12 protein-coding genes and 1 pseudogene are annotated in these 12,677 nt (G+C 68.2%); 8 read left to right on the top strand and 5 right to left on the bottom strand.

All coding sequences use genetic code 11. The features are described from left to right. Nucleotides 1-36 precede the first annotated feature (36 nt). Genes Q5425_RS35370 through Q5425_RS35380 form a run of 3 tightly spaced genes read left to right on the top strand, consistent with a single transcriptional unit; the run spans nucleotide 37 to nucleotide 3,325 of the window. The gene (locus tag Q5425_RS35370; RefSeq protein WP_308676726.1) at nucleotides 37-936 is read left to right on the top strand and encodes an enoyl-CoA hydratase/isomerase family protein; all 900 of its coding nucleotides are present in this window, start codon (nucleotides 37-39) and stop codon (nucleotides 934-936) included. Beyond that, entirely contained in the window at nucleotides 933-1,865 is a 933-nt protein-coding gene (locus Q5425_RS35375; RefSeq protein WP_308676727.1) for an alpha/beta fold hydrolase, read from the top strand. The genes Q5425_RS35370 and Q5425_RS35375 overlap by 4 nt, the downstream gene beginning before the upstream one ends. Further along, nucleotides 1,862-3,325 (top strand): AMP-binding protein, encoded by a 1,464-nt coding sequence (locus Q5425_RS35380; protein ID WP_308676728.1) that lies wholly within the window; start codon nucleotides 1,862-1,864, stop codon nucleotides 3,323-3,325. Before Q5425_RS35375 ends, Q5425_RS35380 begins: the two co-directional genes overlap by 4 nt. Nucleotides 3,326-3,503: 178 nt before the next feature. Here the strand turns inward: Q5425_RS35380 and Q5425_RS45885 are convergent, their stop codons facing one another. Then, complete coding sequence (locus tag Q5425_RS45885) at nucleotides 3,504-3,818, bottom strand: winged helix-turn-helix transcriptional regulator (protein ID WP_396135328.1); 315 nt, start codon at nucleotides 3,816-3,818, stop codon at nucleotides 3,504-3,506. 125 nt (nucleotides 3,819-3,943) lie between these two features. Between Q5425_RS45885 and Q5425_RS35385 the strand changes: the two genes are divergently transcribed. Both Q5425_RS35385 and Q5425_RS35390 read left to right on the top strand, forming a co-directional pair. Continuing rightward, complete coding sequence (locus Q5425_RS35385; protein ID WP_308676729.1) at nucleotides 3,944-4,957, top strand: NADP-dependent oxidoreductase; 1,014 nt, start codon at nucleotides 3,944-3,946, stop codon at nucleotides 4,955-4,957. Between the two features lie 126 nt (nucleotides 4,958-5,083). After that, nucleotides 5,084-5,668, top strand: a complete 585-nt coding sequence (locus tag Q5425_RS35390; protein WP_308676730.1) for a TetR/AcrR family transcriptional regulator — start codon at nucleotides 5,084-5,086, stop codon at nucleotides 5,666-5,668. A 41-nt stretch (nucleotides 5,669-5,709) separates the two neighbouring features. On the opposite strand, the gene Q5425_RS35395 is transcribed toward Q5425_RS35390, so the two are convergent. Beyond that, nucleotides 5,710-6,099 (bottom strand): hypothetical protein, encoded by a 390-nt coding sequence (locus Q5425_RS35395; protein WP_308676731.1) that lies wholly within the window; start codon nucleotides 6,097-6,099, stop codon nucleotides 5,710-5,712. Between the two features lie 116 nt (nucleotides 6,100-6,215). On the opposite strand from Q5425_RS35395, the gene Q5425_RS35400 reads away from it, so the two are divergent. Together Q5425_RS35400 and Q5425_RS35405 are read left to right on the top strand one after the other, a co-directional pair. Next, entirely contained in the window at nucleotides 6,216-6,725 is a 510-nt protein-coding gene (locus Q5425_RS35400) for a helix-turn-helix domain-containing protein (protein WP_308676732.1), read from the top strand. Nucleotides 6,726-6,843: 118 nt separating this feature from the next. Next, entirely contained in the window at nucleotides 6,844-7,674 is an 831-nt protein-coding gene (locus Q5425_RS35405; RefSeq protein WP_308676734.1) for an alpha/beta hydrolase, read from the top strand. Between the two features lie 3 nt (nucleotides 7,675-7,677). Here the strand turns inward: Q5425_RS35405 and Q5425_RS35410 are convergent, their stop codons facing one another. The 3 genes and pseudogenes from Q5425_RS35410 to Q5425_RS35420 form a co-directional block, all read right to left on the bottom strand. Beyond that, nucleotides 7,678-7,863, bottom strand: a complete 186-nt coding sequence (locus Q5425_RS35410) for a hypothetical protein (RefSeq protein ID WP_308676735.1) — start codon at nucleotides 7,861-7,863, stop codon at nucleotides 7,678-7,680. A gap of 277 nt (nucleotides 7,864-8,140) precedes the next feature. Continuing rightward, nucleotides 8,141-8,521 (bottom strand): annotated as a pseudogene (locus tag Q5425_RS45890) (caspase family protein); the annotation flags it as partial. 714 nt (nucleotides 8,522-9,235) lie between these two features. Further along, a complete protein-coding gene (locus Q5425_RS35420; protein ID WP_308676737.1) occupies nucleotides 9,236-10,555 on the bottom strand; it encodes a recombinase family protein in 1,320 nt (439 codons plus the stop codon). A gap of 531 nt (nucleotides 10,556-11,086) precedes the next feature. Here Q5425_RS35420 and Q5425_RS35425 point away from each other — a divergent pair. Then, nucleotides 11,087-11,863, top strand: a complete 777-nt coding sequence (locus Q5425_RS35425; RefSeq protein WP_203612708.1) for an Ltp family lipoprotein — start codon at nucleotides 11,087-11,089, stop codon at nucleotides 11,861-11,863. Nucleotides 11,864-12,677: the final 814 nt, after the last annotated feature.

The raw sequence follows: 12,677 nt of genomic DNA on the forward strand, positions 1-12,677 counted from the left end.
CACGGTCACCTCGACGTAGAGGACCGCGGAGCCGTTGTGATCGTCCGTGTGGACGGCGGCCCGCACGGCCTGTTCGGCGCCGCAATCGCCGACCAGCTTGCCGAGCTGGTCGACCGGGTCGATCGCGACCCGGGTGTGCACGCCGTCGTCTTCACCGGGGCCCACCCCGAGCGGTTCGTCAGCCACGCCGATGTGCGGTGGCTGCAGGAGGGCGGTGCCGCGGTGCCGTCGGTCGGCCCTCGCAGTGCCTCCGCCATGGCGCGCACGGCGCGGGGCGTCGACCGCGCTCGCGTGCTGGGTCCGGTGTTCCGCAAGACGCCGCTGTGGCCGGCCGTCCAGCTGGAGCGCCTGCACGGGACGTTCCTGCGGATGAACTCGAGCGGCGTCGTCTTCGCCGCCGCGCTCAACGGCTCGGCGCTCGGTCTGGGTGCGGAGTTCGCCTGGGCGAACGACCTGCGCGTCATGGCCGACGGGGACTTCTTCATCGGGCAGCCGGAAGTGCTCCTCGGCATCATGCCCGGCGGTGGCGGCAGCCAGCGGCTTCCCCGCCTGATCGGGACCCACAAGGCATTGCTCGCGATCCTGGAAGGCAAGCCGTTCACCCCCGCGGAGGCCCTCGCCAACGGCGCCGTCGACGACGTGGTCGCGCCGGAGGAGGTGATCGCGCGGGCGACCGAACTCGCGCTGCACCTCGGTGCCCGGCCGAAGGGCTCGGTCGCGGCGATCAAGCGGGCCGTGTACTTCGGCGGCTCGATGTCGCTGACGGACGGCCTGCACGTCGAGCGCGCCGAGTTCCTCGCCAGGGCGCTGTCGGACGACGGCCAGGAGCTGATGCTCGACTACATGGAAACCACGGTCTCCGATGGCGAACTGCCCCTCTACAACCCGGACACGTACAAAGCCGCGCTCGCATCGGGCCGGGTGAGCCGGTCATGACTGCTTCGCACTCCTTCACCCGCCACGACGTCGATTTCCCCTCCGGCGACACCTTCTGCGCCGCATGGCTCTACGTGCCGGAGGGGCTTGCCGCGCCGGCTCCGGTGATCATCCTCGGACACGGCCTGGGCGCCACGCGCGAGATGCGGCTGGACGCCTTCGCCGAGCGGTTCGCCCAAGCCGGCTTCGCCGTGCTGGCCTTCACCTACCGGCACTTCGGCGACAGCGGCGGCAGCCCCCGGCAGCTCCTGTCGATCAACCGCCAGCTCGCCGACTGGGACGCGGCCATCGCGCACGTCAAGGCTCGTGGTGACGTCGACGGGACGCGCGTCGCGGTCTGGGGCAGCTCGTTCGGCGGCGGCCACGCCATCACGGTCGCCGCGCGCCACCCCGAACTGCGCGCGGCCGTGGCCCAGTGCCCGTTCACCGACGGGCTCGCCTCCGCCGTCGCGCTGGGCCCGGTGGCCTCGCTCAAGCTCGGTCCCGTCCTCGCGCGAGACCTGGTGGCCCGGTTCCGCGGGGCCGACCCCGCCATGATCCCGCTCGCCGCCGCACCGGGGTCGCCGGCGCTCATGAACGCGCCCGACGCGCTGCCCGGATACCAGGCACTCGTCCCACCGGGAACGACGTTCCGCAACGAAGTAGCGGCCCGGGTCGTGCCGACCATCGCCGGCTACCGGCCCGGGCGGGCCGCGAAGCGGATCACCATCCCCATCCTTTTCTGCGTCAGCAACACCGACAGCGTCACGCCACCAGCCCAAACCCTGCGCTACGCCCGGACCGCGCCTCGAGGGGAAATCAAGACCTACGACGCCGGCCACTTCGACTTCTACCTCGGTGAGCCGTTCGAGGCGCTGGTCCGCGACCAGACGGAGTTCCTCACCCGGCAGCTGAACCCGGCCGCGGCCACCTCGGCGGGCAAGCCATGAACTTCGCTTCGCTACCCGACCGCCGCGCCGAAGCCGATCCGCGGGGCGTGGCGGTCTCGGACGGGACCCGGTCGGTGACCAACGCGCAGTTGCTCGGCCGGGTCCGCGCGACCGCGGCGTACCTGCGGGAGCTCGGGATCGGCCCGGGGGACGTCGTCGCGGTCAAGCTCACCAACCGGATCGAGTTCGTGCTCCTGCTCTTCGCGGCGTGGCGGATCGGCGCGACCGTGACGCCGGTGAACCCGAGCATGACGGACTTCGAGGTCGCCCGGCAGCTCGGCGACTCCGCCGCCCGTCTGCTCGTGGTCGAAACCGGCGCGGGCGCGGTCGGCGAGGTCACCACGGTCACCGTCGGCGACCTGTCCGAAGCGAGCGCGCAACGGGACCAGGTCGCCCCCGCGGACCCCTCGGCGCTAGCGCTGCTCATCTACACCAGCGGCACGACGGGCGTCCCGAAGGGGGTGATGCTCGACCACGCCAACATCGACGCGATGGCCGAGATGGGCCGCCGGGCGCTGGACATCGGGCCGGGTGACCGGTGCCTGCTGATCCTGCCGCTCTTCCACGTCAACGGCATCGTGGTCAGCGTGCTCATGCCGCTGCTCGCCGGAGCCAGTGTCGTGATCGCCGACCGGTTCAACCCGCAGACGTTCTTCGACGTCGTCGAACGCCACCGTCCCACGTACTTCAGCGCGGTCCCGACGATCTACAGCATGCTGGCGGCGCTTCCCGACGCCGTCCGGCCGGACACCTCGTCCCTGCGGTTCGGAATCTGCGGCGCGGCGCCCGCCTCCGCGGACCTGCTGACCCGGTTCGAGGCGCGCTACGGGTTCCCCCTCATCGAGGGGTACGGGCTGTCCGAAGGAACCTGCGCATCCACCATCAACCCCATCGGCGGGCCCCGGCGGGCCGGGACCGTCGGCGTCGCCTTCCCCGGACAGGAAATCCGGATCCTCGGCCCGGACGGTGTTCCGGTCGAGTCCGGTGTGGACGGTGAGGTCGTCGTGCGCGGCCCCAACGTCATGCGCGGGTACCTCGGGCGCCCGGAAGACACGGCCCGGGTCGTCGTCGACGGCTGGCTGTACACCGGCGACGTCGGCCACCTGGACGCGGACGGCTACCTGACCCTGGTCGGGCGTTCGAAGGACATGATCATCCGCGGCGGGGAGAACATCTACCCCAAGGAGATCGAGGACGTGCTCACCGGCGACCCGTCCGTCCTGGAAGCCGCCGTGATCGGCGTGCCCGACGAAAAGTGGGGTGAGGTGGTCGTCGCGTACGTCCAGCCGCGCCCCGGCCGGACCGTCGACCCCGCGGAGCTGAAAGCACTCTGCGCAGAGAGCCTCAGCGGTTACAAACGGCCCACCGAGCTGGTCGTGCTCGACGCCATCCCGAAGAACCCGGTCGGCAAGATCGACAAGGGTGCTCTGCGGTCGGGGTACGCCGCCCAGTTGCCCTGAGCGATTCGGTGATTCGTGGAACACCCGCAAGATCGTCTTGCTGGGTGCAACGGGCTACACCGTGCTCCGTGAGCTCGTCGCGCGGCGCGACACCGACCTCGGCCGGCTGCGGCCGCACCAGGATGCTCGCCGCGGCCGGCCAGTTCGGTGCCGGGAGTGTTGCGTCAGCGCACCGACCTCAAGCGAAAGCCAGGGCCCGGGACGCTGTCGATGTCCTCGGCCCGGACATCGTGGTTTCGTTCGCAACGAATCCTGACGTCGACGTGGCCGCCGCATCCCCGGTGGGTGGAGCGCAGGGCGGGGCCCTCCGGGGCTTTCGAAGGCGTTCTGCGAGGACATTGCGTGGACACCCGAGAACGCGCTCGAAATCGCTGAACCGCGTCGAGCCGTACCAGGCCTCGCGGATGATGAGCATCGGCCACATCTCACCGGCGATTTCCCAGGTCCGCGCGATCGAGCAGTTGGTCGTGTCGCGATCGAGCCGGGAGTCCATCGGTGCCGGACCCGGTTCGTGCCGAGCTTCCACGGCATGAGCGTACTCGACCTGAGTTTAGTTTTTGATACTCAGATGGTAGGGTTACCGGACCACCGACCGGACCACGCAGAAAGCTGGCTGACATGAAGGCATTCGTCGTCGAGAAGTACGGCAAGGACACCGTGCGCGCCGCGGAGGTACCCGTGCCCGCGGTGGGGGACCGCGACGTCCTGGTCCGGGTGCACGCCACGAGCATCAACCCTCTCGACAAGATGGTGCGCAACGGGGAGTTCAAGCAGCTGCTGAAGTACAAGACACCGTTCGTGCTGGGCCACGACGTGGCCGGCGTCGTGACGAAGGTCGGTCCGGCCGTCCGTGGCTTCCGGGTCGGCGACGAGGTTTACGCCCGGCCGCGGGATCTGCGGATCGGCGGGTTCGCGGAGTACATCGCGATCGACCAGGACGACGTCGCGCCCAAGCCGGAGTCGCTGACGCTGCACGAGGCGGCCGCGGTGCCGCTGGTGGCGCTGGCCGCGTGGCAGATCCTCGTCGAGCGGGCGAACGTCCAGCCGGGGCAAAAAGTGCTCGTCCACGCGGGCGCCGGCGGTCTCGGCTCGACGGTCATCCAGCTCGCCAAGCACCTCGGGGCTTCGGTGGCGACCACCGCGAGCACGTCGACGATCGACCTGGTCCGCGGCCTCGGCGCCGACGTCGTGGTCGACTACGCCAAGGAAGACTTCTCGAAGGTGCTCTCCGGCTACGACCTGGTGCTGGACGCCCTGGGCGGGGTGAACCTGGAGAAGTCGCTGACGGTGCTGAAGCCTGGTGGCCTCGCCATCGGTGTCGCGGGTCCGCCGGATGCCGGGTTCGCCAAGCAGCTCGGCGCGCCGGCGTTGCTGGGGGTGGTCATGAACTTCCTCAGCCGCAAGGCGCGCAAGCGGGCCAAGGCCCTGGGCGTGCGTTACGAGTTCTTCTTCATGCGGGCCAACGGCTCCCAGTTGCGCGACCTCGGCGCTCTCTACGACAAGGGCGAACTCCGCCCGGTCATCGACCGGACGTTCCCGTTCTCCGAGACGCTCGAAGCGCTGGCCCACGTCGAGCAAGGGCGCATGAAGGCGGGCAAGGTCGTCGTCGCCGTTGTGCCTGAAGATGCCTGAGGTTTGCATCCGCCGGTCCCCGCCGGTGCAGCAGGCAAGTGATCGGCAAACTTTAGCGTATGATCGTACTTACAACGAGGTTGGCAGGCTGAGTCGGGCCGAGTGTGGGTAGGGGTGTGCGAAGTGGTGCGGTACGCGAAAGAGCACAAGCTGGAGACGAGACGCCGGATCGTCGAGTCGGCCGGTCGTCGGCTCAAGCGTGACGGCATCGACGGCTCCGGGGTCGCCACGCTCATGGCGGATGCCGGGCTGACCAACGGCGCGTTCTACGCTCACTTCGGTTCCAAGGAAGACCTGGTCGCGACGGCGGTCACGGATCAGCTGGCCGGCCAGCGGGAGCAGCTCGCCGCGGTGGCGCCGGGACGTGCAGGGGTCGAGCAGATCGTGCGCTCCTACCTTTCGCCCGGGCACCGCGACAACCCGGGCGAGGGCTGCCCGTCTGCCGCGCTGCTGGACGAGATCGGTCGGTGCGCGGAGTCGACGAAGCAGGCGTACACCGAGGGCGTGCTGGGCATCATCGACGACATGGCCGCCCGGCTCGTGCCGGAGGATCCGTTGTCGGTTCGGACCACGACGCTCAGCGTCTACGCGATGATGGTCGGGACGATGCAGCTTTCCCGTGCCGTGACCGACCGGCAGCTGGCCGACGACCTGCTGGAGCAAGGCATCCGCAACGCCCTTGCGATCTTCGACGGCGTGCAGCAGCGCTGATTCCCCGGAGGGCCGGAATGCCGTGCGGGACCCGTGTTCTTTCAGGCGGCAAGCGCTCTCTCCGGCTGGCAGTGCACAAGAAGTGCTCGGGCGCCAGGCGGAAGTCCACGACGAGCGAGCGGGCGCCTGCTGCCTTCGCGATGTGGCCGGCGGCCTTGCGGTCCGAGTTGCATCGAGGCCGTAACCGAGCCGCCGAAGTGGAAGTGGAGCAGCGCCCGGTCGGGGTCGGCGCCCTCGGGGATGCACCAGATACCGGGGACGCCGTCCACGTCCACCTCGGCGTAGCTGACGTCCTCCGGTTCGGTCGACGCGCGGTGGCTCGTCTCGACGATGTCGCGGATGATCGCCAGGTCGAGGCCGGCTGTGGCGGTCTTCGCACTCGCGCTCTCGAGGAACTGGGCGAACTGCTGAGCTTCCGGACTGACGGCCACGGTGAGGCTCCTTCTCGGGTGGGCCGTGCCGGATCTCCGGCGCGGCCGGGTGGTGTGCGGCCGACGCTACCGGCTGAGTACTAGATAGTAAACTCAGAGTCCGGTAGGATCACGCCGTGGATGAACGACACTCGGCTCCTGAAGGCATCGATGCGGACGCTCGCCTCGATCGGGACACGTCGAACTGTTCGATCGCGCGCACCCTCGAGATCGTGGGAGAGAAGTGGACGATCTTGATCCTGCGTGAAGTCTTCTACGGCTCGTCGCGGTTCGGGGAGTTCGAGCGAGTACTCGGGTGTCCCCGCAACCTGCTCGCGGCGCGGCTGCGCATGCTGGTGGCGGAAGGGATCCTGGCCACCGAGACCTATCAGGTGCCTGGGTCGCGGAGCCGGCCGAAGTACGTGATCACTCCCAAGGGGATGGATTTGGTCCCGGCTGTGCTGGGGTTGCTGCAGTGGGGTGACCGGTACCGCGCGGATCCGGAGGGGCCGGCGATGCTGACACGTCACCGCGGGTGTGGTGCGCCGGTCGGCGTCGAGGTCCGCTGCGAAGCGGGAGATGTGGTCGAGGCCGACGACATCGACAGTCTTCCCGGGCCGGCTTTCCGTCTGCGGAAGGCCGGATAGGCCGCATCGCCGGCCCGAGTACCGGCTGCGGAATCACTTGGACGGCGCAGCTGCTGGTCTTCCCTCTTTCCGCTTGATATTATGACCATAATATCAAGCGGAAAGGTGGTCGGGAACGATGAAGTGGAAGGATGCGCCGACGCGCACGATCAAGGTCGGCGGAGTGCCGTTCGCCTACCGGGAGCTGGGCACGGGCTCCGGCGTACCGGTGGTGTTCCTGCACCACCTGATGGCGGTGCTCGACGATTGGGATCCGAGGCTGATCGACGGCATCGCTGCGCACCACCGGGTCATCGCGTTCGACAACCGGGGCGTGGGCGCGTCGGGCGGATCGGTGCCGTCCACCCTCGAGGAGATGGGACGGGACGCGGTCGCCTTCATCCGTGCGCTGGGCTTCGAGAAGGTCGACCTGCTCGGGTTCTCGCTGGGCGGAGGAGTGGCGCAGATGGTCGCGCTCCAGGCACCCGGCCTCGTCCGCCGGATGATCCTCGCCGGCACCGGTCCCCGGGGCGGTGGTGGGATCGACGAGATCACCAAAGTGGCGGTGAAGGCCTATCTGAAGGCGGCTCTTACTCTGAGTGACGCGAGGAAGTTTCTGTTTTTCCCGCGCGCGGCCGAGGGCAAGCGTGCCGCGAAGGACTATCTGGCTCGGCTGAAGGAGCGAACCACCGACCGTGACAAGCGGATCTCGGTGCAGGCCCGGCGTGCCCAGCTGAAGGCCATCCGCGCTGCGGGGTTGAGCGACCCCGACGACCTGTCGGTCATTACGCAGCCGGTCTTCGTGGCCAACGGCGACCGTGACCTCATGGTCGACAGCAGCCACTCGGCCGACATGGCCGCCCGTATCCCCAATGCCCGCTTGAAGATCTACCCCGACTCCGGTCACGGTGGCGTTTTCCAGCACTACCGTGCCTTCGTTCCCGAAGCACTGGAGTTCCTCGCCGGCTGACCGTCAGAGCAACGGCATGAGAACGGCGTCGACGATCGCCGCGATGTCGTCGTCGCTGATCTGCCCACCGCGGACGAGTCCCCAGTGGTTCAAGAGAGCGACGGCGGCGGAGACCGCGATCGGCTGACCTCCCGACGGATCGGCGGAACGCGGGGACAGATCCCCGCGTTCCGCCGCGTGCGCCAGCACGCCCTCGACGGCCTGGTGCCTTGAGGATTCCGGTGAACAGGGCCGTTGTCCGGGCCGTCGGCCGCGAGCTCACCGTCTTGGCAAGCCGCAAGCACGACAGCGTCCTGCCGGTGCTCGACCAGTGTGGATCTCGAGCTCTGCGGGTCCCCTGGTAGAGCGCGTTGTGTTGCGCGAGCGTCTGTTTGAGAACCGCCTCGGGCATCAGACGTGCCTGCGCGTCCTGGGGCCGACGCGTGGCGGGGGCACTGTGGCAGCTGTCCAGCAGCGTGATGACCCTGACGCCGTCGGTGAACCTCGCGAACGCGCTGTCGATCTCGTCGTCGATCAGCATCCGGTCGTACAAGACCCAGGTTTCGTCCTGGCGGTCCGGCTCGTCAGCGTTCTGGTCGGCGATCCTCGCGCCGTGACCGGCATAGGTGATCAGGAAAACGTCTCCGGCGCGCAGCGTTCTCGCGGCGTCCTGGATCGCCCGCAGGACCTCGTCGGACCGTGCCCGGTGGGTGAGCAGCACCGTGGCGTCGAAGCCTTGCGACCGTGCAATGGCCGCCATGTCCCGCGCATCGTTCTCACAGGCCAAGAGTGCGCCGGCCCAGCCGTCGTAGCGCTGCGAGTCCACCGAATTGAGTCCTAAGTGGAGTGAAATGCCTCGTGCGCTCATCGGGACTCCCCGTCTGACAGCTCGTAACGTGACATCCCACTGTGAACCCGCGGTCGCGGCGTTTCATCCCTCGGCGAACCGAACAACCGAGTGGAACCACGGGTGTACGCGGCTCGGCCGTTAACCCAGCCGGTGTAGGCGAACCAGGCCGCCTTCGCTGAGCGAGCAAAGCCCCGAGAGCTGGGAAGTCAGGTCGTGGGCGGCGTGCGAGAGAGTCGTTCGCGCAGACGAGCGGTGAGTTCCGCCTCATCGGCCGTGACCAGCCGGTAGTCCCACACGCACAAGTCACCCGCCGACCCGGCACCCAGGTGCCCGAGTTCGGATCGCCCCAGCCCCGCGGCGAAACCCGCCGTGGCCATCCCGAGCACGGTGCGCGCGGGAAGCTGCGGCCCCACGAGACCGGAGACTGGAGGGCGAGCCGGGCACCGGCGAGCAGGTGGCTTTGGCCATCGAGACGCGTGTCGCGGCTGACCGTTCACCGGGCGACGACCTGCTGCACGACGCGGCACTGTTGTTCCGCACAGCTACAAGCGAGGCCAAGACCAAGGCGTAGCGCGGCCTGAAGGGCATGTGCAATCCTGGTGACTCTGCGCTACGATGTCTGCATGATCTCCCCGAACACGGGAGATATCCCACGTGTGGGGGTTCAAGCCTCGGACACAGTATTACCCCACGGATCGCGAAACGCGATCTTGAAACCGGGGTGACCGTAGCCTAACTTGAATCGATCTCCTTCAGGCGCCATCCGGCGTGGTCATAGACGATGATCTTTCTTGAGTCGCGCAGCGCCGCGGCCACGCGTCTGTGTCGTGGTCGGTCAAGCTCCGGCGTGTCGTGGCCGTCGTTGCCTCTTTCTCCGAGTCGGATGCTGATCTCCTCGACGAGGTAGTCCTCGCGGATGTAAAGCGTCTTCGGCCGCGACTGGCCCGCGCACTGAGTGCTGTTGTAGCCGTGACGGCGACGGTAGGTCGCACGTCCGTGGTTCCAATGCGAGTCCAGCCGCCGGTCGCAGACACCGCAGTGGATTAGGCCGGCCCGGGCGAACCGACGAGTCCGGCCGTCGTGGGCTGGTCGGGCCGCTCGGATCTGCTGCGCGGCGATGAAGTCCTGTTCGGTGACGAGCGCTAGATGGGCGGCCTTCCCTGACAGGGCCGGCGTTGCGGCTGGGCCTCTGGTGTCGGTGGCGCGGCGGTTCCAGGTCTGGCGGCCGGTGTAGCGCGGGTTCGCCAGGATCACGGCGACCGTGCGCAGCGTCCAGGCTCCGCGGGTGCGGTGCCGGTTGCGGTCCGGGTCGGCGCTCGATGGGCAGGGCACACCACGATCATTGCGGTGTCGGGCGATGCTGGCGACGCTGTGCCCGGCCAGGCGTTGCCGGAAGATCCAGGCTACGTGTGGCGCGGTTCGTGGGTCGGGTGCGAGGCGTTGGAGGCGCCGGCCCCAGCGGGCGTCGGTGGGGTTGGGGTGGGGGCCGGCGTCGACGAGTTGGTAGCCGTAGGGTGGTCGGCCGCCGAGGTAGCGGCCTTGCTGGGTGGCCTGGTTGTGCATCGCCGCCAGTACCCGGTGGCGGGCGCGGAGGACTTCGCGCTGTGACTGGGTGGCCAGCAGCGACATCAGTGCCCGGTGATCGCGGTTGCTTAAATCGACCGGACCGGCTGTCTCGGGGAGCCAGAGCTGAATACCGTGGCGGTTGGACCAGCTGTAGAGGGTGGCGAACTGGGTGCAGGTGAAGGCGCGTTCGTATTCACCGACCACGATCGCATCGATCGCGGACTCCGGGCTGGAGGTCTCGGTCATGAGCTGGGCAGCCTGCGGTCGCTGTCGCCATGGGACGCGGCGTGAGGTGCCGACGTCGAAGTAGGTGGCGACGACCTGGCCGTGGCCCCCGACCAGCTCATCGGCCATGTCGCGTTGCCAGCCCTGTGATGAGACGCGGTCTTGATGGCGGGTGGTCGAGGTCCGGCCGTAGAAGGCGAACCGCAAGCCGCTGCCGTGGTCGGGGCGGGCAGTGGTGGTTGTCGGCTTCTTGCTGTTCATCCACTGCGCCAGCAGGTCGGCCGTGCCGGCAGGTGATGCCGCTACGTGAGGTGAGGGCGGCTGGGGTGGTATCACGCTGGACGGATGTCGCGGCCGTGGGGTGATGACGGCGCGCTGTGAGCGGTTCATCCGATCAGCGCAGTCAACGCGTCATCTAGCCCGCGGCGCTCCCGACGCACGCGTTTTCCGCAGCTCCGGAGGTGAGGGTGGGTCGTCGTCTCGCAGGCTCGCCGCCAGCCAGTGACAGTGAGCGCTGATGTCGTAACTCAGCTCGGGGCAACGTCGTCCCACGTCTCCACTTGCTCCGAACGAGTGAACTTGAAGTTTCAATTTCTTACCCTAGGTAACTGTGGTGAGTCGGTCGCTCACTGCGGTCACCAGCGGAAATGATCGTGAACATCGTCGGCTGACTCCTTTTCGTGACCGGAAGCGGCTTTCGGGCACTGTTACGCGCGGGACGCGGATGTCGACGAATACCACAGAGCGTGACGCGCTCCGTTGCGTCGCCGCTGGACTGAAAGAGGCAGCCTCGTGTCTTACGCCCCCATGCCGCCGTCGGTGCCGATGCCGGTGGCGAACCAGCCCAAGAACGGCCTCGGCACGGCCGGGTTCGTGCTCGGCCTGATCGGGTTGATCTTCGCGTTCATCCCGATCATCGGGATCGTCGCGTGGCCGCTGACGATCCTCGGACTGATTTTCGGCATCGTCGGGACGCTGCGCGCCAACCGGGGCCAGGCGAGCAACAAGGGGCTGGCCATCACCGCCGTCGTGCTGTCGGCGATCGGGCTGGTCATCTGCGTGCTCTGGACCGCGGCCTTCGGCAAGGCGGTCAACGACGCCGCCAACGGGATGCCCGCCGCTGCCCTGACCAGCTCGGTCGCCGCGCCCGACCACATTCAGACCACCAGCCCCAACCTGAACGACGCCGCCGCTTCGGCCGCGGCCACTGCTCCGGTCGAGCCGCCGGCACCCACCACGAGCGAAGCACCCAAGTTCCCGCCGCAGGTCGAGCAGGCCCGCGCTTCCGCCCAGAACTACCTGAGCTTCACCGCGTTCTCGCGCAACGGCCTGATCCGGCAGCTGTCCTCGTCGGCGGGTGACGGGTTCCCGAAGGATGTGGCGACCCAGGCCGTCGACAGCCTGTCGGTGGACTGGAACGCGCAGGCGGTCAAGTCGGCGGAGAACTACTTGAGCTTCACGTCGTTCTCTTGCTCGGGGTTGAAGCAGCAGCTGTCATCGTCGGCGGGTGACGGCTTCACGAAGGCCCAGGCCGCCTATGGGGCTGGCCAGACTGCAGCCTGCAAGTAGATCCGCCGCAACCAACGGGAGTAACGGATGTCCTCACCCATACGACGTGTCGCGGAATTGGTCGCCGATCGTCGCCGAGCACGGGAAGTCGAGCGTCTCGCGCCGGGAAGCGGGTACCCGGTGCCGCGCCCGAAGGGCCTCGCGTCGTGACTGCGATCCAGCAGGAGCATGAGTGCCTGGTGGGCCGGACTGTCGACGTTCACCGGTCCGCTCGTTTCGGGCAGCCAGATCTGGACCCCGTGCTTGCTCAATAGCGCCGAGACGGTGGTGAACTGATCGCCGCAGAACACCCAGCTCGTACTCTCCGATGACGACGGCGTCGAAGTCGTGTTCCGGCTGAGCCGCATCGGCCGGTAGTCTCGCCGCGGCGGGTCGCTCGTGCCATGGCAGCCGACGTGAACAGACTTCATCGAAATACTCCGCGGTGATCACGCCCCGCCTACGGATCGTCTCCTCGACCACTTCGCGCTGCCATCGCAGCGACGTGTCGCGCTCTTGGAATTCGGACGTCCACATTCGGCCGTAGAAGGCGAATCGCAGCCCGCCTACGACGATGGTGCGTCGCGTGCGCGTTCTGGAGCCGGCACGGCCATGCCGTTCCTCACCGTCGATGGTTACAGGGCAGGGCTGAAACGCGACGTTCCGGCGCACCATGACGCGGGACCAGCCAGTTTACACGCGAACGGCCGCACTCGCGGCAGTATGCGCGGGTGCGGCCGGGACGGTATCTTGCGCGGCTCGTTTCGCAACTTCAAGCACGATCGCAACCTGAAACCGGTATGAGTCGTCGGATGGACGTGGCCGTGACGCGGTC

This window comes from Amycolatopsis sp. A133 (genome assembly GCF_031082405.1).
Taxonomy (GTDB): domain Bacteria; phylum Actinomycetota; class Actinomycetes; order Mycobacteriales; family Pseudonocardiaceae; genus Amycolatopsis.